The 26,358-nt window shown below is 72.1% G+C and carries 13 protein-coding genes and 1 riboswitch; of the genes, 11 read left to right on the top strand and 2 right to left on the bottom strand.

Features of this window, described 5'->3' with window-relative positions; genetic code table 11:
* Positions 1-10 precede the first annotated feature (10 nt).
* Positions 11-11,230, bottom strand: coding sequence for a tetratricopeptide repeat protein (locus tag WMF34_RS01320; RefSeq protein WP_437992162.1), 11,220 nt, complete (start codon positions 11,228-11,230; stop codon positions 11-13).
* A gap of 258 nt (positions 11,231-11,488) precedes the next feature.
* Between WMF34_RS01320 and WMF34_RS01315 the strand changes: the two genes are divergently transcribed.
* From WMF34_RS01315 to WMF34_RS01285, 7 genes are all read left to right on the top strand, one after another.
* Entirely contained in the window at positions 11,489-12,379 is an 891-nt protein-coding gene (locus WMF34_RS01315; RefSeq protein ID WP_437992161.1) for a 3-hydroxyacyl-CoA dehydrogenase family protein, read from the top strand.
* A gap of 375 nt (positions 12,380-12,754) precedes the next feature.
* Positions 12,755-13,582 (top strand): enoyl-CoA hydratase/isomerase family protein, encoded by an 828-nt coding sequence (locus WMF34_RS01310; protein ID WP_437992160.1) that lies wholly within the window; start codon positions 12,755-12,757, stop codon positions 13,580-13,582.
* 949 nt (positions 13,583-14,531) lie between these two features.
* A riboswitch (cobalamin riboswitch) is annotated at positions 14,532-14,739 on the top strand.
* A 98-nt stretch (positions 14,740-14,837) separates the two neighbouring features.
* Positions 14,838-15,551, top strand: coding sequence for an energy-coupling factor ABC transporter permease (locus WMF34_RS01305; protein ID WP_012232884.1), 714 nt, complete (start codon positions 14,838-14,840; stop codon positions 15,549-15,551).
* On the top strand, positions 15,548-15,889 hold the full coding sequence (locus WMF34_RS01300) for a hypothetical protein (protein WP_437992159.1): 342 nt from the start codon (positions 15,548-15,550) through the stop codon (positions 15,887-15,889). Before WMF34_RS01305 ends, WMF34_RS01300 begins: the two co-directional genes overlap by 4 nt.
* Positions 15,879-16,628 carry a CbiQ family ECF transporter T component gene (locus WMF34_RS01295; protein ID WP_012232882.1) on the top strand — a complete coding sequence of 250 codons (750 nt, stop codon included), beginning with the start codon at positions 15,879-15,881 and terminating at the stop codon, positions 16,626-16,628. Before WMF34_RS01300 ends, WMF34_RS01295 begins: the two co-directional genes overlap by 11 nt.
* On the top strand, positions 16,625-17,446 hold the full coding sequence (locus tag WMF34_RS01290) for an energy-coupling factor ABC transporter ATP-binding protein (protein ID WP_437992158.1): 822 nt from the start codon (positions 16,625-16,627) through the stop codon (positions 17,444-17,446). The genes WMF34_RS01295 and WMF34_RS01290 overlap by 4 nt, the downstream gene beginning before the upstream one ends.
* Positions 17,422-18,609 carry a CbiX/SirB N-terminal domain-containing protein gene (locus WMF34_RS01285; RefSeq protein ID WP_012232880.1) on the top strand — a complete coding sequence of 396 codons (1,188 nt, stop codon included), beginning with the start codon at positions 17,422-17,424 and terminating at the stop codon, positions 18,607-18,609. The genes WMF34_RS01290 and WMF34_RS01285 overlap by 25 nt, the downstream gene beginning before the upstream one ends.
* A gap of 220 nt (positions 18,610-18,829) precedes the next feature.
* On the opposite strand, the gene WMF34_RS01280 is transcribed toward WMF34_RS01285, so the two are convergent.
* Entirely contained in the window at positions 18,830-20,734 is a 1,905-nt protein-coding gene (locus WMF34_RS01280; RefSeq protein ID WP_437992157.1) for a CASTOR/POLLUX-related putative ion channel, read from the bottom strand.
* Between the two features lie 166 nt (positions 20,735-20,900).
* Here WMF34_RS01280 and WMF34_RS01275 point away from each other — a divergent pair, with 166 nt between their 5' ends.
* From WMF34_RS01275 to WMF34_RS01260, 4 genes are all read left to right on the top strand, one after another.
* Positions 20,901-21,248, top strand: coding sequence for a hypothetical protein (locus tag WMF34_RS01275; protein WP_437992156.1), 348 nt, complete (start codon positions 20,901-20,903; stop codon positions 21,246-21,248).
* A gap of 264 nt (positions 21,249-21,512) precedes the next feature.
* Positions 21,513-21,887, top strand: a complete 375-nt coding sequence (locus WMF34_RS01270; protein WP_012232878.1) for a DUF3209 family protein — start codon at positions 21,513-21,515, stop codon at positions 21,885-21,887.
* Between the two features lie 70 nt (positions 21,888-21,957).
* Positions 21,958-22,695 carry an FAD-dependent oxidoreductase gene (locus WMF34_RS01265; protein ID WP_437992155.1) on the top strand — a complete coding sequence of 246 codons (738 nt, stop codon included), beginning with the start codon at positions 21,958-21,960 and terminating at the stop codon, positions 22,693-22,695.
* A 642-nt stretch (positions 22,696-23,337) separates the two neighbouring features.
* Positions 23,338-26,310, top strand: coding sequence for a hypothetical protein (locus WMF34_RS01260; RefSeq protein ID WP_437992154.1), 2,973 nt, complete (start codon positions 23,338-23,340; stop codon positions 26,308-26,310).
* Positions 26,311-26,358 lie beyond the last annotated feature (48 nt).

Genomic DNA, 26,358 nt, shown 5'->3' with positions numbered 1-26,358 from the left:
CGAGATTACGTCACTTCTTGAGCTGCGCCAGGAGCTCCTTCGCCGGGGCGAAGTCGCGCTCGTTGTCGAGCGCGCGCTCCAGCATCTGGATCGCCTTCTTGTCGTCGTTCTGACGGTGGCTGATCACGCCGAGGTAATAGAAGACCTCGCCCTTGCTGATCGGCGCGCCCTCGTCGAGCTTCTGGAGGAGCAGGGCGCGGAAGGTCTTCTGCGCGCGATCGATGTGCGCCGCCTTCGCCGCGTCGTCGCCCGACTCCGACAGATCGAGCGCCAGCACGCCGAGGTCGCGGAGGATGGCGATCGAGCCCGGGTCGATCTTGAAGGCGATGTCGAGCTCGGCGAGCGCCCGCTCCCGCTGCCCCTCGGCCAGGTAGGCCTTGGCGAGGCGGTGGTGGATCGCGGCGAGATCCTTCGAGCGGCGGCCGCCGTAGGACTCGACGATCTGCTGGAGCGCCTCGGCGGCCTTCTGGCCGCGGCCCGAGGCGCTGTACGCGTCGCACAGCGCGAGCAGGAGCTCGCGGTCGCCCGGCACGAGCTCGGTGGCCTTGACCAGGAGGTCCGCCGCGCGGCCGGGATCGTTCCGCTTCGCCAGGTGGATGCCGGCCGCCTTGCGGTAGAGCGCCACCCTCTCGGCCGGCTGCGCGGCCGCCTCGGCGTCGCCGGTGATGAGATCGGCGAGCTCGGTGAAGGCCTGCTGCTTCTCGTAGAGGGCGAGGAGCTGCTTCCTGATCTCCTGCGCCGACCCGTCCGCCGCGAGCCCCCGCTCGAGCACGCGCCGGACCGCGCCCTCGTCGCCGAGGGACCGGTGCAGATCCGCGAGCCGGAGCGCCGTGCCCACCGCCTCCGCGGCGCGGGCGTCCTCGAGGATCACCTCGAGCCGCTGCGCCGCCTCGGCCTTCTCCCCGCGCTGCTCGTGCAGGCGCGCCAGCGCGAGGAGCGCGCCGTGGTGGCGCGGCTCGCGCTCGAGGACCGCGCGGTAGGTCTCGATCGCCCGCGCCGTGTCGTTCAGCCGCGCCTCGTAGACCTCGCCGAGGCGGACGCTGTACGAGAGCTCCGCCGCGACGTCGCCGCGGTCCTTCGCGCGCTCGATCTGCGTGACGAACAGGTCCGACAGCTCCTGATCGCGGCCGGTCTTCTCGAGCAGCTGCGCGAGCAGGACCGTCGCCTTCTCGTTGTCGGGCTGCTCGTCGAGCACCGCGCGCAGGTGCTCGGTCGCCTCGCTCACCGCGTCGAGCCGCGAGAGGCAGATCTCCGCGCTCTCGAGGCGCAGCGCCGAGCGGGCCTCGGGCGACTCGGCCAGGTCGGTGAGCCGCTCGAGCAGCGCGAGGAGCTCCTTGTGCTTGCCGGCCTTCGCGTAGAGCTCGCGCAGCGCCGTCGCGGCGCGCTCGTCGCCCGGATCCGCCTCGAAGAGCGTCTCGTAGAGCTCGATCGCCGCCGCGTCGTCGCCGAGCCGCTCGCGCGCGACCGCCGCGGCGGCGTGCCGCGCGTCGCGGATGCGCTCGGCCTCGGCGTAGAGCTCGGACTGGCGCACGAGCAGCCGGAAGACCTCCTTGTGGTCGCCCGCCTCCTCCCGCACCTTCGTGAGCTCGGCGAGCGCCCAGGTGTCGCCCTCGTCCGCGGCGATCATCTCGCGCAGGATCGCCTCGACGAGCTCCCGGTCGCCCAGCGCGCGCTCCGCGAGCTCCTTCGCCTCGCGGCGCAGCTCGCCCGCGCTCCCCTCCATGCCGTCGAGGGCGGCGATCCGGCGCAGCGTGCCGATGAGGTCGCGCTCGCGCCCCGGCGCCCGCTGCAGCTCCTCGATCGACCGCAGGATGTGCTCGCTCGTGGGATCGTGCGTGAGCGCCGCCTCGTACGCCGCCTCGGCGGCCTTGGCGTCGCCCACCTTGTTCTTCTGCCACTCGGCGATGCGCATCCACAGGTCGCGCGCCGTGTCGCCGTCGAGCTCGGTCCCGGCCCGCACCGCCCGCTCCAGGGCGGAGGCGGCGCTCGCCCAGCCGCCCGTGAGCGGGGCCAGGCGCTCGATCTCGCCGAGCACGTCCGGGTCCGACGGGTCGTCGGCGAGCGCCTTCTCCAGGGTCTCGAGCGCCGCCCTCGGGTCGTTCGAGCGCACCTCGAGCACCTTCGCCAGGTCGAGGCGCATGCGGATCCGCTCCGCGCCGCCCGGCGCGAAGCGGATGCGCTTCTCGTAGAGGCGCGCCAGCGCGGCGTTGTCGCCCCGCGTCCGGTAGACGCCCTCGAGCGCCTCGGCCGCCTCGTCGAAGAGCGCCGGGTCCTCGGTGAGCGCCTCGAGCGCGCCGCTCGCCCGCTCGTGATCGACCGCCCGATCGAGCGCCTGCCGCAGGGTGTTCAGGCCCTGGGGCTTGTCGCTGAACGACCCGATCTGGATCACCGCGAGCCGGTAGAAGAGATCCGCCTGGTCGCGATCGCCGGGCGTGACCGCGACGCGGCGCTCGAGCACGTCCGCGAGCGCCCGCTCGTCGCCGAGGCGGCCGTAGAGCCGGTCGAGCGCCTCGAGGAGCTCGGGCGTGTCGCCGGCGTGCTCGACGGCCTTCGCGTAGGCCTGAGCGCTGCGCCGGTCGTCGCCGAGCTTCTCCTCGGCGATGCGGCCGATCCGCAGGAACAGGTCCTTCGCGATCGTCGCGTCGAACGTCGCCGAGGCCCGCTGCGCGAGCGCGTCGCAGTAGCGGCCGAAGCCGTCCGTGCGCTCCGCGAGCCGCTCGATCTCGCCGTGCAGCGACGCGTCGTCCGGCGCGTCCTCCAGCGCGCGGAGCAGCGCCTGCTCCGCCTCGAGCGGGCGCCCGAGCTGCACGTCCTGCACGAGGGCGATCGCCCGGAGGGTCGCGGCCCGGTCGGTCGGCTCGGTCTGCGCGCGCAGGCGCAGCTCGAGCGCGGCGGCGAGCTCCTCGTGGCGGCCGGCCGCGCGGAGGACGGGCTCGAGCACCTCGGCGGCGTCGAGCCGCAGCTCCTCCCGGCCCTCGCCGATGGCGCGGACCGCCTGGATCGCGTGGTCGTTCACCGCGTCCTCGTCGAGGACGAGCCGGTACTGCTCGATCGCGTCGCTCGGGCTCTCCAGCTCCCCCGCGTAGAGGTCGCCGATCGCCGTCCGCAGCTTGATGCGCGCGTCCCTGTCCGCGGCCGCGCTCGCCTGGAGCATCAGGTTCGACAGGAGCTCGTCCCACATCCGCTCGGCCCGGTAGAGCCGCTCCAGCGCGGACAGCACCGCCGGATCGCCCTGCTTCGCCTCGAGCGCCGCGTTGAGCGCCGCGATCGCGTCGCGCGGGCTCGAGAGATCCCGCTCGTAGCGCTCGGCGGCGCGCACGTTGAGGTCGTAGCGCAGCTCCTCCTCGTCGGGGCCCGCGAGCTCGACGCGCCGGCCGTAGAGCTCGACGAGGCGGCTCGCGGCGCCGCGCGGCTCGTGCAGCTCGATGAGGGCGTCGATCGTCATCGCGCTCTCGGGATCGAGCTCGAGCGCCCGCTCGTACGCCTGGATGGCGCCCTCGGTGTCCTCGAGCATCTCGAGCTTGGTCTCGGCGATGCGCCGGCAGATCGAGGCGTTCTCCTCGTCCGACGCCATCTCGCTCTTCTTCTCGAGGACGGAGATGAGCGTGTCCCAGTCGCTGAGCAGCACGGCCAGGGTGTCCATCTGCTCGAGCGGCTCGGGATCGCTCGGGTCGAGCGCGGACAGCCGCGCGTAGGCGCGGAGCGCCCGGCGCGGGTCGTCGATGCGCGTGTCGTAGACCTTGGCCAGCGACGAGAGCAGCTCGCGCTTCGTGAGCTCGTCCGACGTGGTGGTCACCCCCGCCTCGAGGCTCTCCGCGAGCTCCTCCCAGGCGCCGAGCTGCTCGGCGAGCCGCTCGAGCTCGCCGCGCGTCTCGCCGTCGTCCGGATCGAGGCCGAACGCCGTCCGGGTCGCGTCGAAGGCGCGCAGCTCGTCGTTGCCGCGCGTCTCCCAGAGCTTCGCCGTCTCCCGGAGCACCGCGACCTTCTCGCGCGCGTCCGAGGCGAGGCCGAACCGCTCGTCGTTGAGCCGGACGAGCTGCCGCCAGTCGTCCGCCCCCTCGTAGAGCGGGCCGAGGATCTCGACGACCCGCGCCTTGTGCTGCGGGTCCTGGATGAGCGCCTCGAGCGCCCGGATCGCCTCGGCGTGCGAGGGCACCTCGCCGACGATCGCCTCGAGCTGATCGATCGCGCCCGAGGTGTCCTCGAGCCGCGTGCGCAAGAGCGCCGCGAGCGCGAGCCGGTAGGGCGCCGCCCGCTCGCCGTTCGGGGCCGCCTCGGCCCGGCGCAGGTAGAGGTCGGCGAGGTCGCGCGGCCGGTCGAGCTCGCGGTAGAGCTCCGTCAGCGCGTCGAGCGCCCGGGCGTCGTTCTCGTCGACGTCGAGCGCCGCGCGGTACGTCTCGATCGCGAGCGCGGGCTCGCGGAGCTCCGTCCGCTCCAGGCGCGCGATCGTGTGGAGGGCGTCGAGCCGGTCCTCGTCCTTCCGGTAGTCGAGCGCCGCGCGGTAGAGCTGGATGCGCTCGGCGTGGCGCCCTTCCTTGACGAGCAGCCCGTCGATCGCGTCGAACAGCTCGCGCGAGTCCGGCTCGAACTCGTGCGCGCGCCGGTACCACCGCAGCGCGTCGGCCACGTCGCCGAGCTCGGCGTAGAGCTCGCCGGTGCGCCGGCTGAGCTTCGCGCTCGACGCGTCGTCCGAGGTCAGCTCCCCGAGCTCCGCCGCGTAGATCTCCGCGAGCCGCCGCTCCGCGCTCGCCACCTTCGCGAGCCGCTCGAGCTCCGCCCAGACCCCCTCGTCGGTGAGGTCCTCGTGGAGGAGCTTCGCCACCGTCTCGAGCGCCGCGCGGTAGTCCTCGAGCTGCTCCTCGTGCAGCGTCGCGAGCCGCTGCAGCAGATCGCGGCGCTCGACCGGGTCCTGGCTCGCGGCGAGGCGCGCGTCGAGCGCGATCTTCACGCGGTTCCAGTCCGCCCGGCGCAGGTACACCGGCTCGAGCATCTCCCCGGCGCGCGCCCTGTGATCCGCCTCGGCCGAGCCCTCGAGGATCGCCTCGAGCAGCGAGACCGCGCCCTCGTGCGCCGGATCGATGAGCAGCGCCTCGGAGAGCTCGTCGAACGCGCGCTGCACGTCCTCGGTGTGCCGGTGCGCGACGAGCGCGATCTTGACGTGCAGCTCGGCGAGGTCGCCGGCGCGCACGTCGAGCTGCCGCTCGTAGAGCCGGATGAGGTCCTGGAAGCGCCCCGCCTCGCGGTAGAGGCCGTCCAGCGCCGCGATCGCGTCCGGGTGGAGCGCGATGTCGAGGATCGTCTCGTAGGTCGCGATCGCGCCGGCCTGGTCCCCGAGCGGGCCCCGCTCGAGCTCGGCGATCCGGAAGAGCAGCCCCGTCTTCTCCTCGTCGGTCTCGGCGTTCTCGACCCGGAGCTTCAGGATCTCGAGCAGCCGCCCGGCGTCGCGCGCCTCGCCGTAGAGTTCCTCCAGCGCGATCATCGCCCGCCGGTCGTCCCCGCGGGCCTCGAGCGCCTTCTTGTACTGCTCGACCGCGAGCTCGCGGTCGTCGAGCTTGTGCCGCGCGAGCTCGCCGACCCGCAACCGCACGTTCTGCTGCACGTCGCCGTCGAGGATGTCCGGCGCGATGCGCTGGAACAGCTCGCACACCTCGGACCAGCGCCCCGTGGCCTCGCCGAGCCGCTCGACCGTCGCGATCCAGGTCGTCACCTCGGGCTCACCCGCCGCCTCCCGCACGCCGCGGAGCGCGTAGCCGAACGCCCGCGACGTGTCGCCGAGCGGCCCCTCCGCGGTGCGGAGCGACTTCTGCAAGGTGGCGAGCCGCTCGCTCGGGAGATCCGAGGTCTCGACCTTGATCTCCAGGACCCGGAGCAGGCGCTCGGCGTCGCCGTCCGCCTCGTAGAGCGGCTCGAGCGTCTCGGCCGCGTCCCGCCGCGCGTCCTCCCGCTCGAGCATCGCCTCGAGCGCCGCGCGGCAGCGCGCGTTCGACGGGTCGAGCGAGAGCGCCTGGCGGTACGCCTCGAGCGCCCCCGTCGCGTCGGCCTGGTGCAGCCGCCGCACGTCGCCGAGCCGCGCCAGCAGATCGAGCCGGGCGGGCGTCTCCACCGCGAGGGACAGGTCCACCTCCAGCGTCTCGGCGAGGTCGACCCAGCGCTCGTCGAGCTCGTAGAGCTCCTCGAGGGCCGCGAGCGTCGGGCGCTCGGGGCCGAACTCGTCGAGCACCGCGCGCCACGCGTTGATCGCCTCGGGCACGTCGGCGAGCTTCTGCGCGAGCGTCTCGGCCGCCTTGGTCATCGCGCGCCGCCGCTCCTCCGGCTCCGTCGTCGACTGCTCCCGCGCCCGGAGCACGGAGACGAGCTCCCGCCACTGCGACGTCCGCTCGTAGAGCCGCTCGAGCGCCGCGAGCGCCGCCACGTCGGCGCCGTCGTCGCCGAGCCGCGCCTGCCAGGCCTCGATCGCCTTGGCCGGGTCGTCCAGCACCGTCTCGTGCAGGGTCCCGATGCGCTCGTAGAGCGAGCGCCGCGTCTCGACGTTCTCCTCGAGGCGCACCTCGATCGCGAGCACGCCCGCGAGCGCCTGGTGCTGCTCCTTCGCCGCGTAGATGCGGCCGAGCGCCTGCGCCGCCGGGATCACCAGCGTCGGATCGGTCGGATCGATGGCGAGCACGCGCCGGTAGACCTTCTCGGCCCGGTCGGCGTCGCCGAGGAGGTCCTCGCAGATCCTCGCGACTTCCATCAGGATTTCGCCGCGGATGGTCGCCGTCCCGCACGCGTCCGCGGCCGCCGTGAGCACCTCGGCGACCTGCTCGTGCTCGCCGAGGCGCCGGCCGATCTCGATGAGCCGCTCGCGCGCCGCGAGGTCCTCCGGCTCGAGCGGCAGGAGCTCCGACAGGCTGGCGAACGCGCCCGCGTCGTCCCTGAGCCGCTCGTCCTGGAGCACGCTGACCCGGCGGAGCAGCTCGCGCCGCTCCGACTCGGTCTCGGCGCCCTGGCGCCGGATCTCGAGGACCCGCACGAGCTGCCGGATCTCGTCCCGCGCTTCGTACACCGCCTCGAGCACGCGCGCCGCCCGGAGCCGGAGCGCCCCGATGTCGAGCAGCCGCTCGACGAGCTCGCGCGCCTTCGGGTCGTTCTGGCGGATCCGCAGCACGTCCTCGAGGTGCCCGAGCGACCCCTCGGGCTCGTGCAGCCGGTCGAGGTAGATGCTGCCGAGCGACAGCTTGATCTCGACGCTCTCGGCCTCGGTCGCCGTCTTCAGGCGCTGCTCGAGGAGCGCCGCGAGGTCGCGGAAGCGGCCCTCGCGCTCGTAGAGCTTCTCCAGCGAGTCGAGCGCCGCCGTGTAGAACGGATCGAGCTCGAGGATGCGCTCGTAGTAGCCGATCGCCTTCGCGGCATCGCCGATGATCTCCTCGGCGATGAGCGCGACCTCGTTGAGCAGCTCGATGCGCTCGCTCTGGTCCGTCGTGCCCTTCGCGGCGCGGTCGTAGAGCTCCTCGAGCTCGCCCCACCGCTCGGCCGCCGTCAGGATCTGCTTCAGCCGCTCGAACGCGCGGTGGTTGTTCGGGTCGAGGCTCAGCACCCGCTCCAGGTAGGGCTTCGCGCCCTCCGGGTCGCCGAGCTGCTCGTCGTGGAGGCTCGCCGCGCGCTCGCAGAGCTCGACCTCCACGGAGCTGCCGAGCACCTTGTCGCCCTCGGTGCGGCCCGCGACGAGGTGCACGCGGTACGCCTCCGCGAGGTCGGTCGGTCGGCCGGCGCGCCGCGACAGCTCGGCGGCGCGATCCCAGAGCTCGATGTCGTCCGAGAACTCGTGCAGCGCCCGGAGGAGCGCGTCGAACGCCGTCCCGGCCGCGTGCAGCTTCGTCTCCTCGACGCTCGCGAGCGTGAGGTAGAGCTCCCGCCGCCGCGCCGGATCCCGCTCCGACTCGAGGATGACCCGGAGCACCATGGCCTCACGCCGGTGGTTGCCCGTCTCGGCGTACTCGACCGCGAGCACCTTGGCCGCGCGCACACGCGTCTCCGGGCGCTCGACGAGCCGCGAGAGGACGGTGATCGCGTCCGGGTCGTGCGCCGTCAGATCGAGCGCGCGCACCGCCGCCTCGAACGCGTCCGCCGGCCGATCCAGCCGGTCCAGGTAGAGCGTCGCGAGCTCGATCTCGCGGCGCGCCCGCTCGTCGCCCTCGCTGACGTCGCGGTGCGTGGCCACGATCACGGACGCCGCCTCGTACTCGCCCGCGGCGTTCAGGAGGCGCGAGAGCACCCGCAGCGCGTTGATGCGCGCGGGCGTCAGCGCGATGACCTTGCGCAGGAGCTCGATCGCCTTCGCCGGGTCGCCGAAGACCTCCTCCTCGAGCGTCGCCCACTCCTCGAGGATCTCGGCGCGGTCCTCGCCCCCGACCTGGCTCGCCCTGAGCTCGAACAGCCACCGCAGATCGGCCTGCCGCTCGTTCGCGCGGAGGAGCGCGTCGAGCGCCCGCACCGTGTCGTCGTCGGACGGATCGTCCTCGACGAGGCCGCGGTAGACGGTCACCGCCTCGTCGAGCTTGCCCATCTCGCGCGCGTACACCTCGGCGAGCTTCAGCCGCAGCGTGCGCTGCACGTCGGTCGCGAGGTCCTCCGCCGTCCGGAGCCGGCCCTCGACCGCCTCGACGAACGGCCCCCACGAGCCCGCCGCCCGCGACCAGGCCTCGAGCAGGTCGAGCCCCTCGTCGTCTGGCTGGAGCTCGTAGGCGCGGCGCGCATAGCCGAGCGCGCTCGGCTTGTCCGAGAGCGGCCCGCCCGTCACCGCCGCGAGCTTGCGCAGCATGCCGACCTGCGCCTCGGCGTCGTCCGTCGCGTCGAGGAGGATCTCGTAGAGCGCCGGCAGCCGGGCCCACTTCTCCTCCTCCTCGTAGATCGGCACGAGCGCCGCCGCGGCGCGCGCGTCCTTCGGCGAGACGCTGAGCACGCGCTCGTACGAGCGCGCCGCGCGCTCGGGCGCCTTGAGCTGCTCCTCGAAGATCCGGGCCGCGCGGAAGGAGATGTCGAGCTTCGTGGCCGGGTCGGTCGCCTTGTCCGCCGCGCCCGAGAGGAAGTCGACGAGGCCCTCCCAGTCGTTCTGCGAGGCGTAGAGCTCCTCGAGCCCGTCCCAGTCGCCCGCGGCGAAGTACGCGTCGCGCAGGACGCGGAGCGCGCGCGCGTGCCCCGGCGAGAGCGTGAGCACGCGCCGCCACGTCCGCGCCGCCTGGGCCGGATCCTTGAGGCGCTCGGCGTACACGGCCCCGAGCTTCTGCAGCGAGACGAGCCGCGCCGCGTCGTCGGCCGCGAGGTCGACGCGGCGCTCGAGCACCTCGGCGACCGTGGCGAAGTCCTTCTCGCGCTCGGCCTGCTTCTCCAGCGCGTCGAGCACCCCGGGGGCGCTCGGGTCGAGCTCGAGGATCCGCTTCTGCAGCGCGATCGCGTCCGCGCCGCGGTCGAGCCGCTCGGCCGCGAGCTTGGCCATCTCGCCGAGGAGCTCGATCTTCGCGGCGCCCTCGGCGCCCTCGAGCTTGCGCTCGTAGAGCGAGTAGAGCTGCGGCCAGGCGCGCCGCTTCAGGTACAGCTCGCGGAGCTTCTGCTGCGCCTCCTCGTCGATCGGCTCGACCGTGAGCAGCGCCTCGTACGCCGCGATGGCGTTCTGGACGTTGGAGAACTGGTCGAACCAGCGCCGCGCGACCGCGCGGTAGAGCCCCGCCTTCTCGGCGGGGCTCTCGGTCAGCTCGGCGAGGCGCTGCTGGTACGAGAGCAGGTCGCGCCAGCGCCCGAGCGACTCGTAGATGCGGGTCAGCTCCCGCACGGCGTCGACGTCCTTGTCGTCGAGCTGGACGATCTGGGTGAGGACCGTGACGAGGGCCGCGTCGTTCTTGGCGCGATCGCGGTAGATCCCGGCGATCTCGCGGAGCACCGCGACCCTGCCGGCGACGTCGTCGGCGGGCGTGCGCTCCAGGTCCTGCCGGTGGAGCTCGACGAGGGCGTTGTACCCCTCGGTCTGCAGGTAGAGGCGCTTCAGGGCGTCGCGCGCCTGGCGGTTCTCCGGGTCGGTCCGGAGCACGGACTTGTACTGCTCGATCGCCTTGGCGGCGTTCTCCTGCGACTCGGCGAGCCGCGCGAGCTCCGTGGCGATGGCGCGCTTCTCGGGGCCGTCGGGCACGGCGCGCTGCGCGTCCGTGAGGATCGTCGTGAGCCGCGGCTTGTCGCCGCGCTGCTCGAGGACCTCGCGGTAGAAGTTGAGCATCCCGGCGTGCGCCGGGTCGGCGCGGCGAACGCGGTCGAAATAGGGCTCGGCCGCCTGGGGCTGGCCGCGCATGCGCCAGTGGACCATGGCGATCTGCACGAGCATGCCGAGCTCCTCGCCGGGCTTCACGCCGCCGCTGCGGAGCTGGTCCTCGTAGAGGGCGACGAGGCGATCCCAGTCGCCCGCGGCGGAGTAGGCCTCGGTCAGGAACGAGAGCGCCTCGGCCTGGCCGGGCGAGAGGTCGAGCAGCTCCTCGTACGCCGCGACCGCGCGGGCCGGATCGCTCAGGCGGGCCTTGGTGGTGCGCGCCGCGCGGACGGCCGCCGCGATGCGGTCCTCTTTGCTCGGGGCCTCGCCCTTGACGATCGACTGGACCCGGACGACGCCTTCCCAGTCCCCCGCGGTGGAGAAGGCGATCTCGGCGAGGTTGGCCGCGCGGAGGTTCTTCGGGTCGAGCTTCAGGGCGAGCTCGATGAGCTCGGCCACCCGCTCGCCGAGCTCGGCGCGGCCGTAGCGGTAGCCGATGTCGGCCGCGCTCGTGTAGAGCGCGCTCTTGAAGGCGCCGTCGGTCGCGCCCTCGGCCTCGGCCACGTACCGGTCCACGAGGTCGCGCCACCGCTCGCGCTTCGAGGCGTCGGTCTCGAGCGCCTCGGCCGCGGCGTCGTCGTCGGGGCGCAGCTCGAGCAGCCGCTTGTACGCGGCCGCCGCGCGATCGACGTCGATGAGCTCCTCGTGGTAGACGCGGGCGAGCTCGGCCTGCATCGCGGGCTCGACGGCGCTGCCCGCGGCGAGGGCGATCTCCAGCTCGAGGAGGCGGGCCACGGCCTGCCATTCCTTCCGCTGCTCGTGCCGCCCGCGCGCCGCGCCGAGCAGGCGCTCGACGTCCCCGGGGCCCGCGCCGTTGTTCGGAGCAGTCACGGCCTCCGCGAGCTCGTTCCAGGCTGCCTCGTTCTCGGGCTCATCCTGCAGACGCCCAAGGGCCATCCGAATCGTCTCAACGCTCATCGTCTCTCCGCGGACCTCGCGAATTCGGTCCGGTCCGTTCACGGGCCGGGCGAAGATAGCCGGGCGGACGACACGGTTTCAAGGTTCCTCGCCCCCGCGGGCCTGGAAGGTCGGCCGGAGCTTTCGCGCGCTTCTGCTCCTGTGGCGCGGGGACGTCCGAGCGGGCGGGCCGTCGGGCCGTCTTGCCGCGGCGAGGGCGGTTCACCGCGCTCGCGGCTTCGGCTATCAACCGCGGGCATGGAAGCTACGACGATCAAGCGCTTCGGGGTGATCGGCGCGGGCCAGATGGGGCGAGGCATCGCCCAGGTCGCCGCGGCCGCGGGCCTCGAGGTGGTCCTGTGCGACGTCTCGAGGGCGCTGGCGGAGTCGGGCAAGGCCCAGATCGCCGCCATTCTCGCGAAGCAGGTGGAGAAGGGCAAGCTGGCCGCGGAGGCGCGGGAGGCGCTCCTCGGCCGCGTCGCGGTGGCCGACGGGATGGAGGGCCTGGCCGGGGTCGACCTGGCCGTGGAGGCGGTGACCGAGAGCTTCGAGGTGAAGAGCGGGATCTTCAAGCTCGCGGACGCGGCGCTGCCGAAGGGGGCGATCCTGGCGTCGAACACGTCGTCGATCTCGATCACACGGCTGGCGGCGGTGACCGGGCGGCCTGAGCTGGTCATCGGGATGCACTTCATGAACCCGGTGCCGCTGATGAAGCTTGTCGAGCTCGTCCGTGGGGTCCAGACGTCGGACCGGACGTACGAGGCCGTCCGGGCGCTCTCGGTGGAGCTCGGCAAGACGGTGATCACCTCGAAGGACCAGCCCGGGTTCATCGTGAACCGGATGCTGATCCCGTTCCTCAACGAGGCGTGCTTCGCGCTCCAGGAAGGGCTGTCCACGCCGGAGGACATCGACGCGGGGGCGCGGCTCGGGCTGAACCACCCGATGGGGCCCCTCGAGCTCGCGGACCTGATCGGGCTCGACACGGTGCTGTCGATCGCGGAGGTGCTGCACCGGGAGTTCGGGGACTCGAAGTACCGGGCGGCCACGCTGCTCAGGAACCTGGTGGCTGCCGGGTGGTACGGGAAGAAGAGCGGGCGGGGGTTCTACGTGTACGACGAGAAGGGGCAGAAGAGCGGGCGGGCGGTGTAGGCGGCTGCCACGGAGCCAGGGAGGGAGGGGAGCGACGACGGGATACGCGCGATGCGACTACTGGTGTGCGGATCCGGGGACGTGCGTTCTGCCCGACTGCCCACGATTGCACGCGGGCTCGTGGCAGGGCCGTCATGTCGCGCGCACCCGCGCTCAAGCGATGAGCTCGGATCATCGAGCGACGGGCCGTGTCCCGGAACAGGCGCGTGACGTCCACTGGAAATCGCTCGCTTGGAAATCGCTCGCTTGGAAATCGCTCGCTCGCCGGCTCGGCAATGGCCTCGGCACAGCGGGTTCGGGCGGACACGGAATGACGCCTTCCCTGGCCCACGGCAGGCGCTTCCCACCGGCGCGGGGCGCTGCTAACCACGCTCCATGACCGCTCAAGAACAGCAGCCGGGGGCCCCTGCTCGCGGTACGCTCCAGTTCGTCGCCGTCGAGCGCGCGGATCACGTCGCCACCGTGACCATCCAGCGGCCCGACAAACTCAACGCCCTGAACCCCGCCGTCCTCGGCGAGCTCACCGCGACCTTCCGCGACCTCCTCGCGCCCGCCGACGGCAACGAGGTCCGCGCGGCGGTGCTGACCGGCGCCGGCAAGGCGTTCGTCGCCGGCGCCGACATCGCGGAGATGGCGGCCATGAACAGCATCGCCGCGAAGCGGTTCGCCGACGCAGGCCACCGGCTCGCCGAGCTCATCGAGACTGCCCCCTTCCCCGTGATCGCCGCCGTCAACGGCTTCGCGCTGGGCGGCGGCTGCGAGCTCGCCCTCGCATGCGACTTCATCTACGCGGCCGAAAACGCCAAGCTCGGCCAGCCCGAGGTGAACCTGGGCGTCATCCCGGGGTTCGGCGGGACCCAGCGGCTCCTGCGACGGGTCGGGCCAGGACGCGCGCGCGAGCTCGTCTATTCAGGAGACATGATCACCGCCCAGCAGGCGTTCTCGATCGGGCTCGTCAACGCCGTCTTCCCAGCGACCGAGCTGCTCGCCCGCGCCCGCGAGACCGCCCTCAAGATCGCCTCGCGCGGCCCGCTCGCCGTCGCCGCCGCCAAGCGCGTCCTCCTGCGCGGCGAGAGCCTCGACCTCGCCGCCGCCAACGAGCTGGAAGCCCAGGCATTCGCCGCGCTCTTCGGCAGCGAAGATCAACAGCTCGGAATGAAAGCGTTCCTGGCGAAATCGCAGGCCACGTTCACGGGCAAATGAAGGCTCGGGAGGCGCGAACCGCGCGCTCGACGGCAAAAAAAATACCGCGCATCACGCTGGAGGGGGGCCCAGAATGACCGCGGCAGGGAAACCGCGCCGGAGTCTTGAACGTCCGCCACGGTGCAGAAGAAAGACCGCATGCGCTCCGGGCTGGGGGGTCCGCGCCGGTGCGCATGCGGTAGTCAGATTGTGGCATCCGCAGGCGCGTTGTCGATAACAAAGTGCAACGCGTGCACGCCGAGCGAGCAGAACGCTCCAGGCGCGAAGGCGGCCAGGCGGACGCGCGCCCCACACACACGATTTGCGGGAATTCACGTTCGAGCCGGGCATACCCATCCACCAGAGACAGCGCCCTGCGCGGCGTTCGCCTCGCATTCCGAGACGAGCGAACACGAAATCCTCATCTCTTCAATAAGAGAGGCCACGAGGCAGCAGGCCGTACACCGGACACCTGCTCCCGAGTAAAGAGCCAGGACGAACAAAGCACACTGCGGAAGGAATGCGCCGGCGCCGGGTTTCAAGCGCACGAGAGCCCCTCGTGCGGGCCCAGACCGAGACGGGGGCTGCGCCCGCGCGGCGACAAAGTAAACAGTCTTTATTTAAGGGGGACATAATTCAAGACGTGTGCTCGACGACGCTTCGCGTGATGCGTCTGGGTCAATTTCTCGGCCTCGGGCCGCCGCACGACAGGGCCTCGAGCGCTCGTCGGCGCCCACGGCCGCTCGATGGGGGGCGCCGACGGGCGCGCGGCGCGCCTCGGCAGCGATGGCCTCGTGCGCCTCGGCAGCGTCCCCGAGGGCAGGGTGCCCACCAGCGCAGGCATCACCGCCGCACCGGCCGTACCGACGCCGCGGACGAGGGCGCTCGCGGCGGGCCGCGAGCACCCCGTCCGCGATCGGGGCGCGACGTCCTTGACGCCGGGAACGAAACGGGATTACCGAGCACCGGCCTGACAATCCATTCCTCGGGTGCCCTCCGGGGCATAACAGGGAAGCCGGTGCAAAACCGGCGCGGTCCCGCCACCGTGAGTGGGGAGCTGCCTCCGAAGACCACTGGGCCTCATTGGAAGAGGCCTGGGAAGGTGGACGCAGCGCTGGGAGCTCGATCAGCTCCCTGAACCCATGAGCCGGGAGACCTACCCGAGCCTCCCACGAGGTGCAGCTTGCGCACGTCTTCGTGGCGTTCGGGTGCGGACTTCACCCGGAGCGCCGAAATCGGTCTTCACGGCCGCGTTGTGTCGATCGCCGCCGTGTTCCTGGGGACGCTCCTCGCGCCCCGGCCCGCGGCCGCGATGCACCTCGCGGAAGGCGTCCTGCCGCTCGGCTGGTGCGCCTTCTGGAACGCGCTCGCCCTGCCCTTCGTCGCGATCGCCCTCCACCTGCTCCGGCGCCGCACCGAGCAGGACGCCTTCTACAAACCGTTCGTCGGCCTCATCGCGGCCGCCGTCTTCGCGATCTCGTGCATGCCCGTCCCGGTGCCGACCGCCGGGACCTGCTCCCACCCGTGCGGCACAGGGCTCGCGGCGGTGCTCATCGGCCCCTGGATGACCGTGCTCGTCACCGTGGTGGCGCTCCTTATCCAGGCCCTCTTCCTCGCGCACGGCGGCCTCACAACGCTCGGCGCCGACGTCGCGTCGATGGGTATCGCGGGCGCCTTCACCGGATATTTCGCCTTCCACCTGGCGCGGCGCAGCGGCGCGAACCTCTGGGTCGCGGGCTTCCTCGCGGGCGTGACGTCGGACTGGGCAACCTACGCCACCACGGCGCTCGCGCTCGCGCTGGGGCTCTCGGGCGAGGGATCGGTGACGTCCATGTTCACGGGCGTCGCCCTCGCCTTCGTCCCCACCCAGCTCCCGCTCGGCCTGCTCGAAGGCGTCATGACCGCGGGGGCGCTCGCCTTCCTGCGCGCCCGGCGGCCCGACATCCTGGACCGGCTCCAGGTCGTCCGGCTCGCCCCGGGGGCGTCGTGACGCGGCGGCTCGGGCAGCGCCCGCTGCCAGCGCCGCTCGCGCGGCGCGCGTGCGCGGCAGCGCTCCATCTCGCCGGTTCATTCTGGCTCGCCGCCTGCGGCAACGCGTCCTGGGACGGCGTCGACGAGGCCGTGGTGCGCCGCGTCGCCGAGGACGCGGGGCGCCACGACACGGGGCCGCTGTTCGCGGGCCTCGAGGGCGACCTCCTGCTCTTCGCGTTCCTCTGGGCCGGGCTCCTCGCCGGCTTCGCCCTCGGCTATTTCTCGCGCGTGCTCTTCGTCGAGCGCGCGGGCGCGCCCGCGGGCAAGGCCGGCGGCGAAGGCCTCCGTGCGGACTGACCCGCCCGCGCGGCTCCGCGACGTGGACGCCCGGCTCCGCCTCGGGGCCGCCGTGGCGGCGTGCTGCGTCGCCGCGGGCGCGCGCTCGCCCGTCACGCCGGCCGCGCTGCTCCTCCTCGCGTGCGCGGCCCTCCGCCTCCAGGGCACGCCGGCGCGCGCCGTCCTCCGCGCCGCCGCGCCCGCCGCGTGGATCGGAGCGGTCGCGGCGGCGCTCGCGCTCGCGCTCACGCCGGGGGCGCCGCTCCTCCCCGGCGCAACGTTCCCGGTCGACGCGATCACGGCCGAGGGAGCACGCCGCGCCGTGACCCTCGGCGCGCGCGTCCTCGCGGCGGCCGCGGTGCTCCGGTGGCTCGCCGGCGCCGCCGCGCCCGCCGAGATCGAGGCGGCGCTCGCCGGGCTCGGCGTCCCCGCGGCCCTCGTCGAGCTGCTCGCGCTGACGCGGCGCTTCGCCGGCGTGCTCCAGCGCGCGGCCGACAGCGCGTGGAGCGCCGCCGCGCTCCGCGGCGGGTTCACCCGCCCCGGCGCCGCCGCGCGCTCGGCCGGCGCCGTCGCGGGCGTCGTGGCGCTCCGGACGCTGGAGCGCTCCGAGAGCGCCGCGCTCGCGATGCAGCTCCGCGGCTACCAGGGGAAGCTCCCCGTCGCCGACCGAAGGACGAGCGCGCCCGCCGCGAACGTCGCGTTCGCCGCCGCCGCCCTCGCGGCCCTCGGGCTCAGCGTCGCCGCGGGAGAGGCCGGATGATCGCGCTGCGCGCCCCCCGGCTCGGCTACCGGCGCGGCGAGCCCGTGCTGCGCGACGTGCGCCTCGACGTCGCCGAGGGCGAGTCCGTCGCGGTGCTCGGCGGCAACGGCGCCGGCAAGACCGCGCTGCTCCGGACGCTCGTCGGGCTCCTCCCGGCGCCCGGCGGCGGCGTCGAGATCGCGGGCCGCCGCGTGGGCTCGCCCTCGGACGCCGTCGCCGCGGGCGCCGCGCTCGTGCTCCAGGACCCGGACGACCAGCTGCTCGGCGCGACGCTCCTCGATGACGTCCTGTTCGGCCCGCGAAACCTCGGCCTGCCCGCGCCCGAGGCGCGCCGCCGCGCCGAGGCGGCGCTCGCCGCCGTGCAGATCGCCCACCTCGCCGACCGGGCCATCGAGGCGCTGAGCTTCGGCGAGCGCAAGCGCGCGTGCATCGCCGGGATGCTGGCGATGCGGCCGCGGGTGCTGCTGCTCGACGAGCCGACCGCGGGGCTCGACCCGGAAGGCGAGCTCGCCCTGTGCCAGACGCTGCGCGCGCTCTCCGAGCAGCAGGGGACCACGCTGGTCACCGCGACCCACGCGGTGGACCTCGTGCCGCTCTTCGCCTCGCGCGCGGTCCTGCTGGGCGACGGTCAGGTCCTCGCGGACGGGTCGCCGCGGGAGGTGTTCGCGCGGGGGGAGCTCCTCGCGCGGGCGCGGGTGCGGCGGCCGTGGGTCGCCGAGCTCTGGACCCGGATGAGCCCCGTGCCGCCGCGGGGCGGCGCGGGCCTCCCGCTCACCCTGGAGGAGGCGCTCGCGTGCATGACGACGGTCTCCTGCTGATCGGCCACGGCAGCCGCGACGCCGCGTCGAACGCCGAGTTCGAGGCGATCGTGGCGGATTACGCCGCGGCGCGGCCCGGGATCGCCGTGCAGCACGGCTACATCGAGCTCGCGACGCCTCACCTCGCCGACGCGCTCGCGGCGCTCGCGGCGCGGGTGTCCCGCGTGGCGGTCGTGCCGCTCTTCCTGTTCGCGGCGGGGCACGTGAAGAACGACATCCCGATCGCGCTCGAGCGGGCGCGGGCCGCGCACCCGGGCGTGCGGTTCTCGGCGGCGCGGCCGCTCGGCGTGCACCCGGCGCTCGCGGAGATCGCGTTCGAGCGCGCCGCGACGGCGCTGCCGGACGACCCGGCGGCGCGGGCCCGGTCGGCGCTCGTCGTCGTGGGGCGCGGGTCGAGCGACCCCGACGCGAACGGCGATTTCTGCAAGACGGCGCGCCTCATCGGCGAGGGCCGCGGGCTCCAGCTCGTCGAGCCGACCTTCATCGGCGTCACCCGCCCCTCGGTCGAGGAGACGCTGGAGCGGGTCGCGCGGCACCGGCCGGAGCGCGTCGTGGTGGTCCCCTACTTCCTCTTCGCCGGGCGGCTCATGACGAAGCTCGCCGAGCAGGTCGACCGCTTCTCGTCGACGTACCCGTGGATCCGGGCGTCGCTCGCGCCGCACCTCGGCCGGTCGAGCGCGCTCGAGGGCCTGATCGACGAGCGCGCGCGCCAGGCGTTCGCCGGCGAGGCGCCGCTCCCCTGCGACACGTGCATGTACCGCACCGCGCTGCCGGGGCTCGCCCGGGAGGTCGGCGGGCTCAAGGCGATGCTCTACAGCGTGCGCCACACGCTCACGCACACGCAGGCGTCGAACCACCCGCACGCGCACCGCTCGCTGCGCAAGCACGTGCTCGTCTGCGGCAACGCCGACTGCGTCGACCGCGGCAGCCTGGCGCTGCTCGAGTCGGTGCGCCGCCTCGTGAAGCAGGCCGGCCAGCAGCAGCAGATCCGCGTGACGAGGACGTCGTGCATGGGGCGCTGCGGCGAGGGGCCGACGGTCGCCGTCTACCCCGACGGGGTCTGGTACCGCGGCGTCCGCGACGAGGACGCGAAGGACCTCGTCGAGGAGCACCTGCTCGGCGACCGGCTGGTGGCCCGGCTCGTCGACGACATCATGCAGTGAGGCGCGGCGCCGGGCGCCGCCCTCGAGCATGAATCGCCGACGCGCGGAGCCTCTGCCGCGGCCCGCGCGCCCCCTCGGCCCTCCTTCGCCTACCGCCAGCAGGCGGCGGAGCCGCTCTTCGGCCCGGCCGCGCTGGCGATCGCGATCCCGCTCGCCGCGATCTCCATCGCCGCTTCTGGCGTGCTTCTCGAGCGCACCGACGCGCTCTGAGCCCGCCTCGCTACTGCTCGGCCAGGACGATGATCCGATCGCCCCGCGCGAGCGTCAGCTTCGCGCGCTTCCTCGGGTTCACCTTCACGCCGTAGGCCTGCGCCGCGTCGTCGGCCTGCGCCGCGAGGCGGACGCCGACCGCGACCTCGCCGCGGCGCCGCGCCGCCTCGACGATCGTGGCGAAGCTCACCGGGCGACCGAGGCGCACGTAGTCGCCCGCGGGCTTCAGGTAGAGCTCGGACCCCTCCGGATCGAACAGATCCTGGAAGACCGCGGCGAGATCCCGGTTCTCGGAGATCTGCGCGAGCATCAGGCTGATCAGCTTGTCGCTCACGATGAAATCGTCCGCCTGCGCGACCTCGGCGAGCTCGCGGTTCCTGACGTCGAGCATCTCGCTCACGATGCTGAAGCTCTGGCCGCGCTTCGCCTCGATGTCGCGCAGGTGGAGCAGCGTGACCAGGGTGCGCGCATCGGCCTCCTGCGGATCGAGCGCGTCGGAGTAGCTCAGCGTCACGACGTGATCGAAGGCGCCGACGACGCGATCGAGCGTGCGCCGGTCGGTCGTGTCGCCCGGCTCGAACGTGACGGTGAGGTGCTCGAGCTCGCCGCGCTCGGCCTCGAGCTGCTGGGCGGCGTCGGGGGCGTCGGCCACGACGGTGACCGAGGAGCCCTCCGCGACGTAGTGATCGAGCTCGCGGATGAACGCCACCGCACGGCGGTTCCAGCCGAGCAGGAGCGTGCGCTCGGGCCTCGGCGCGGCGGGCTTGCCGTCGCGGATCGCTCGCTCGTCGACGGACGGCGCGCGCTTCAAGGGCGCGCCGATCGCGCTGTCGTCCTCGGCGATGAGGAGGACGGCGTCGCCACGCTCGATCCGCGCGTCCATCGGCGGGTTGAGCCGCACCTCACCGCCGCGGAGCCGCAGCCCGATGACCGCGCAGTCGTCGTACGCGAACAGGGCCTCGCCGAACGACCTGCCGGCGAGCGCGGGCTCCTCGCGGGTGTAGATCTCGTGGCCCTTGAAATCGAGCAGCTCGCTGTAGACCGCGCTGAGGCCCTCGCTGCGGCAGGTCTGCACGGTGATGCGCGTGAGCACGTCCTCGGTGGGGATGAGCGCCGCCTCGTCGCGCGCCACGAGCCGCGCGGCGTCGAGGTTCCGCTGGTCGCGGATCTGCGTGACGATCGGGTAGCGGCCCTGCTTGCGCCCCGCCTTGTTGGTGAGCGCCAGGATCGACTTGATCACCCGCGAGTCCGGGTTCCCCTCCTCGGGGGAAAGGATGATGATCGACCGCGCGGCGTCCGGGTTCACGATGGCGATATCCGCGGGATCGCTCGGGTTTCCGGTGCGGCAGACGACGCGCGTCTTGCCGGTCGACCCGACGCGCGCACGGATCTCGTCCTCCATCTCGACCTTGTCCTTCTCGGCGAGCACGGCGATCGCGGCGCGGGGGCGGCTCTCGTTCGCGATCGCGAGCTCCTGGATCATCGAGAAGATCTGCGGCGACCAGCCGAGGATGACGGTGTGCCCCTCCTCGCACACGAGCGAGCGGCCCTTGCGGAGCTCGCCGACGCGGGCCTCGATCCCGCTCGTGATGATGCCGATGAGGATGCTGACCATGAAGATGCCGCCGAGCGTGACGGCGAACATCGCGGCGAGGTAACCGCGGCTGCCGGTGTCGCCCGCGACGGTGCCGGCGTCGAGCGCGCGCATCAGCGTGATCCAGAGGGCCGAGGGGAACGACACCGGGGCGCCGTCCTCCGCGGCCGGGGCGAGCCCAAGGAGGACGACGACCGCCGCGAAGACGACGACCATGGCGGTCGAGAGCGCGAACAGCCAGGCGATGAGCGCGGGCGCGCCCTTCGCCATGGTGAGATCGAAGCGGTAGTGGAGACGATCGACGAGGGTGATCTTCTGCATGGGGCGCACGGGCGCCGCGCGCTCCGGGGGCGCGGCGGGGGGCCCACCTAGCACGGACCGAGCGCCCGTCGAACAGCGCTCCCCGAATCTCGCTGCGCCGCAGGCGGGCGCGCGCACGAGTTCGCCGAGCTCAACCTGGCGGCGGCGGAGCCGGGGCCCGACTCCGATGCTCGATCTCGACGCTGCCATTGCGGACTACGATGCCGCTCTCGCTCTGCACCAGGCCAAACGACACCGCCTGAAGGCACTAGTCCTGACGAATCGCGGCGAGCTACGAGCACAGCGTGGCGATATCGTCAGCGCAGCCTCGGACGATGAGGCCGCTCTCGAACTCGCCAAGGCAAACAGCAACGGCTCGCTCCAGGCAAGAATCCTCCTACTCCGAAGCGACCTCCGCGTCGAAGAGAGCCGGCGTGCGCTCAGTGGGCTCTTTGAATTGGTCATGAATGGGAAACTGGCGCAGGAACGCCACACAGCTTATTTCCATGCCACGAGCATCCAAGGGTCACCTTGATGCTGCTCTTGAAGATTGTCATGGCGCACTGACTTTACGCCGCAGCGCGGGGAATGATGAAGCTCAGGCGACGGCTCTCCTCGCTCGTGGCGAGGTGTACGTGCTGCGACTGGAGCCGGCGCTCGGACAAGCAAACGTGCTCGAATTGCTGGGCGATATCGCTCGCTGTGAAGGGCGGCGAGACGCGGCGCTACGCTACTCCGCCGACCGTGCGAGACACGAAAGACTCTTTCCGCCCTCTTCTCTAGCTGGTAGGGAGCCCCCATGGCCTGTCACGAGATCGCCGCGCTCCGCCTTGGGCTCATGAACATCCTGGGCATCGATGATCCCGCCGAGCGCACGCACGAGCTCGCCGAGCTCGGCGCCGCGGCGGCCGAGCCCGGTCCGGTCTCGGCGATGCTGCGCGCCGGGGACCTGAAGAACCTCTCGCGCCTCTTCGAGGGGTCGCTCGTGGAGCTCCAGGAGAAGGTCGCGAAGACCCCCGCCGGCGACCCGAAGCTGCCTTACCTGCGCTCGCTCCTCATCCTCACGAAGCAGGTCGAGCTCGACCTGCGCGCCCAGGTCGACGGGCTCGGCCGGCTCTACCGGGAGCTCGAGGAGATGCACGACTTCGTGCACGAGATCTACCCGGCCGAGTGAAGCGCCCGGCCGCTCACCGGAGCGACCATGGGGCGCGTGATTGCGACCGCGCGGAGACAGGAGCGACGTCATGGCAACACAAGGCAACCCGAAGATCAGGATCGCCCACGCAACGCCGCTCGGCGACGCCGCCCGGCTGCTCCGGCTCGAGCGCGTGGACGGCGCGGAGATCGGCTTCGCCGGCGGGCAGTACGTGATCATCAACACCGGCGTCACCCTGCCCAGCGGCAGGCTCGCGAAGCGCGCCTACTCGATGCTCTCCAGCGACGCCGAGCAGCGCGCCGTCGAGATCGCGGTGAAGCGCGTCGGGGCCGGGCCGGGCTCGAACGTGCTCAACGACATCGCCGTCGGCGCCGAGCTCGAGTGGAGCGGCCCGTGGGGCAAGCTGCGGCTCGCGCCGGGCTTCTCCGGCCGCGCGCTCGTGATCGCCACCGACACGGGCATCACCGCCGCCCTCGGGATCGCCCGGAGCGCGGCCGCCGCCGGCGCGGCGCAGCTCGACCTGCTCTGGCTCGTCGAACCGGGCGAGACCTTCGCCTCCGAGCCGTTCGTCCGCGAGCGCCTCCCCGCCGCCGTCCGCCTCGCGGTCGCCCGCGACCTCCCCCCGATCGGCCACCCCGAGCGACCGGCGCGCGCGTGCGCCCTCGTGGAGCGAGAGCTCGCGGCAGGGCCCCACGACGCCGTGCTCTGCGCGGGCGACGGCGCGATCCTCTACCCGCTCCGCGACCACCTGGTCTCGCTCGGCGCGCCGGAGGGGAGCGTGCTCCTGGAGAGCTTCTTCAACAACCCTGCGAAGAAATCTTTGTAATCGTTCGGGATCTTGCGAGGGCGGAGCTCCGGCCGAGGGGTCGGAGGGATAGCCCTCGATGGCGGAACCGCCGGCGGCGTGCGCTGCCGCGTGGGGGGACGCCCGCCGGCATGCAGCGCCGCGTGGGGGGACGCCCGCCGGCACGTCAGCTCAGCGCTGGGCGGCAGTAAAGGGCCGAGGTCGTGGGATCCGTCCGCGTCGCATCCTTCATGCATCTCCGACAGAGAGATTCAAAGTGCGATATCGGTGCGCTCCAAAGTGCGCTCAACGCTCCGCTGCATTTGTTCGCCCCTCGTTCAGAGAGCGCGATATTCTCCCCACGCGGTCGCCTTACACGATGCTCACAGCATTCGTAGAGCGGCGTTCGGCGAAGCCCTCTCGGATTCATCCGCCTCAAGACCAACCTGCTTCGCAAGCCAGGAGCCCAGCAGCATGAGGTCCAACGATATTCCTCCATCGTCGTTCATCGGATCGAGCCCGCACGTCAAGCCTTCAGCGATCAGCTCGCCAGCTCCTCGATCAATGCGCACAATCGGAGCGTCTATGCTCTGCCTTGCGCTCACCTTCTGCGTGGATCTAGCAGGGTGCAATCCCAACGGCCCTCGTCCACCCGATGTCGGCGGAGCACATGCGACAGGGAGGTTGATCCTCCACATCGACGGCGCAAGAAGTGCAGAGAAACTAGATTCCGACGAAGCCACGATCCCATACCGCCGCGTTCTTCTGAAAGGGGAAGGGACGACGCCGGATACAATGATCGACGCTGGTGAGGTGTCCATCGATCTGACCAGGCCTCAGCACCACGTGTTCGAGAACGTGCCGGCCGGCACCTATAGAGCCATTGTACTCTTCCTGTCAGCACGAGGTGGCGTCTGGCGATCGGGCTCCGCCACGGGCCACCCGTCCTGGGAGCGGCTGGAAATCACCACCGGTGCTCTGGTGATCCCGTCGGCCGAGACCGGCCTGGCGGTCCAGATCGATCTGGATCCGGACGCGATCGTGTGCAGACACGCGGCTTCGGAACGTGACGATGATGACAACTCGGAAGGCTGCCGAAGCTGGCACCCGGGCTCGGATCGTGACGACGAGAATGGCCACCACGACCACGATGGCCATCACCATGGCGATGGCCACCACGACCACGACCACGATGGCCACCACGACCACGATCACGATGGCCACCACGATGGCGACCGCGACCACGACGGCGATGGCCACCACGACCACGATGGCGACCGCGACCACGATGGCGACCGCGACCACGATGGCGACCGCGACCATCATGGCGACCACGACGATGGGAAGCACGCCCAGGGGCTTCCGTGCCGACACCACGTGGCGGTCCACGCACGCGTGCGCACCCACCATCTCGTGCTGCCCGAGGGGGCGCGCCTCCCGGGGCGCCTCGTCAACCAGCCGATCGTGGCCAGGCTCGCCGACCTGCCAGAGGGGACCCGGATCGACCTCGGCGACGGATATGCCGTGCTCCTAGACCAACGCGCAGCATGTGATGCCGGGCAGACCGTGACAATCGGTCGAGTTCGCGACGAGGGCGCCCCTCCGATCGTGGCCGGTGACTCCATCCTCGCCACCCCCCATCAGGAGCTGTGCGGCCCGGCGACGATCACCATGCCGACCGGTGGCCGGCGAGGCGGCGCGATTTACCGCAACAACATCGAGGCGACGCCGACGACGTTCGACGGACCGGTCGTGTCGACCGAGACGAACCGCTTCTCGCTCTACAACTACCAGACCTGCATCGACGTTCCCAAGGACCTGAGGGCGGGCGGCCATCGATGGTGCTTCGACCTCATGGTCGGTAACGACGTCGTCCGTGACGCATTCCTCGCAACCTGCACAGGGGACACCATGGGCCCACGCACCTTCTGCACGTGCGATGAAGCGCCTCCCAGCCAGATCGACGCGTGCAGGGGCGACGGCGTGCCCGCCGACGAGGTCGGCGACCTCTGCGTCGACAAGGGGAACACCGACGTCCGCCGGGCGATCGCCTCGTCTGCGACGGCTCAGATCCAGAAGGACTCGCCCATCTCCACGACGCGTGCTGCTTTCGGGGCCGGGCGCTGGGAGACTGACCTCGATGACGGCGATGGCAGCTCGCTGTTGAGCGCATCGCAGGCCGCCGTAAACGCATCCCCTGAAGGGCGCGACGTGGCGGTCGCCAGGGCCCGCACCGCGGTCGCGGCTACATACACAAATTCGAGCGATGCCGACGCGCTGGCCGAGCACATCGTGCGGCGCGTCGAGGAGGGGGCGTTCGATCCGAATCGAGGCGGCGTCGATCCAGCACGCTTGACGGCGAGCGACGCAAAGCTGCTCCAGGCGCTCGCCTTCCGGGCGCAGTGCCGCGAATGGCAAGAACGAACCGCGATCGAGGCCGCTCGGTCCGTGGGCGCTGAAATTCGCACGTACCGCTACGAAGACGCCCATCTCGCTGCTCTGCAGCCCGAGCAGCATCGGGCAGGCACCGGAGGCTACAAGGGCTCGAGCCACGCCGTGCTGGTCACCGAGATCCTGCATAGCTCGACGAAAGGACCGCTGCTTTACCGAGTCGTCGAGGCGAACGTCGGGGATGAGTTCAACCAGCCGCGCGGTCAACTCCCCTGGAAGCGCAGGGTCAGCGACCGTACGTTGAGCCCGACCGAGATCAAGGACTTCAGCATCGCCTCCTACGACCAGGTCCCCGAAAACGATGCCTGCCAACCGGCAGGTACGGGCAGCGCGGGCGCCAGCTCCTGCGCCGGATTCCCCGACACCAACAGCTCCGACCAGGTGCTCGGCGCTGCCGAGGGCGCCGACGCGTCGGACAAGCTGCATTGTGCCGGCGTGCTCGAGGGTTACTTCGAGCGCTGCCCTGAGACGATCGACGCCGCCACCCACGAGCGGCTCTGTCCCTCGGATACGTCGTCCCACCCCGGGAAATACGTCATGTGCGGGAGGTGCCGGCTGTCGCGTGCCGAGTCGCTGGCGGTTGGCGCGAAGGCCCTGCTGAACGACGCGAGGCGCGCCGAGGTGTCCGGGTGCGCCGAAGCCGGGACATGCCCGAAGTGGGAGCTCTGCACCGAGGCCCAGAGCGGCGCGCTGCGCGTCACGGATTGGCCGGCCTCCTTCATCGGCTGGGGAATCCAACAAGGCTACTTCCAAGGCGACGGCAATCCCTCCCCAGGCAGCTACCGCCCCTGCCGCCCCCACGATGCGGCGCTGGCCATCGAGGCGCTCACGTTTGCAGCGCGGCTGACGGGCCTACCCGCGGACGAGCGCCGGAGCAACCTCATCGACGTCCACGCGGAGATGGCCGCCATCGAGCGAACGATCGCCGACGCCGAGCAGACACGCGGCACGAATTGCCAGCTCTCCTCGGTCAAGGAGGACGGCTACTTCGTGCCTACCATGGTCGCCATGAACAACAAGAACGTGCTGTGCATGCCGACCTCCGACGGCAAGCGCACCGCCAACCTGTGCAGCGAGGGCGACGTCGGGTCGTGCTTCGCGACCCGGTACCTGATGGCCGAGGTCATCGCGCGCCTGCGGGGGGACATCCCCACGCTCGCGTGCGACCCCATCGAGGCGAGCCCGAGCGCGCTGATCTGCGAGTGACGAACCCGAGCGGGGGAGGTAAGGATGGCCCCCACACACCGCAGATCG

The organism is Sorangium sp. So ce145 (genome assembly GCF_051525985.1).
Classification (GTDB): Bacteria; Myxococcota_A; Polyangia; order Polyangiales; family Polyangiaceae; genus Sorangium; species Sorangium cellulosum_B.
Note: the sequence above shows the minus strand (reverse complement) of the source record. Positions and strands in the feature narration are given on the sequence as shown.